Below are 663 nucleotides of genomic sequence, written 5' to 3' on the forward strand. Positions count from 1 at the left end.
TTGACTATCAAATGCTATACCAAAATCTACATAATTTCTTCTTGTATTGATCAGTGTTTTTTTTAATTCTTTAAATAATATTTTTTCAGTCGACGTTACAATATCTAATTTAATCCACTCAGGAAATTCCCCTGATTTCTTTTTAAATTTAAGTGCCAATTTTGAAATATCTTGTTTAAGATAATTAGTTTTTTTTAATAACTTAACCTGTGCTTTAACACTTGACCTACCTAAACTTAAAAAAACATAATTATTAATTTCAGTCTTATTATTTACTTCAGATATTAATTTCTCTAATTTATGTTCAAATTCCATTGTTTCCTCCTTATTTTTAAATATTTATCCTATTTCCATTAATTTATATCATAGTATTTAAAATAAAACCAGGCCATGTAAGGCCTGGTTTTAAGTTCTACCCAAAATTATGAAGTCTAAATATTATTTTTCTTCATTATTTTTGTTTTTACGACGTTTGCCGACTAAGAATAATCCTCCAAGCGCAGCGAATAGTGAACCAAATAATGTGGCATTATTTTGAGCATCATTACCAGTATCTGGTAACTCTTTATTATTTGGTTTATCTGCTTTGTCATTATGATCTTTATCGGCATCTGAGTCAGCGTCTGCGTCTGAATCTGCATCTGCGTCTGCATCTGAGTCAGC

General features: G+C 28.8%; 1 protein-coding gene and 1 pseudogene. Both read right to left on the reverse strand.

Features of this window, described 5'->3' with window-relative positions; translation table 11 throughout:
- Positions 1-315: pseudogene (locus tag JVV30_RS12350) on the reverse strand (poly(glycerol-phosphate) alpha-glucosyltransferase); the annotation flags it as partial.
- A gap of 123 nt (positions 316-438) precedes the next feature.
- The coding region (locus JVV30_RS12355; RefSeq protein WP_239469380.1) for an LPXTG cell wall anchor domain-containing protein at positions 439-663 on the reverse strand (225 nt) is incomplete at its 5' end.

It is taken from the genome of Staphylococcus sp. GDY8P47P (assembly GCF_016892225.1).
Classification (GTDB): domain Bacteria; phylum Bacillota; class Bacilli; order Staphylococcales; family Staphylococcaceae; genus Staphylococcus; species Staphylococcus borealis.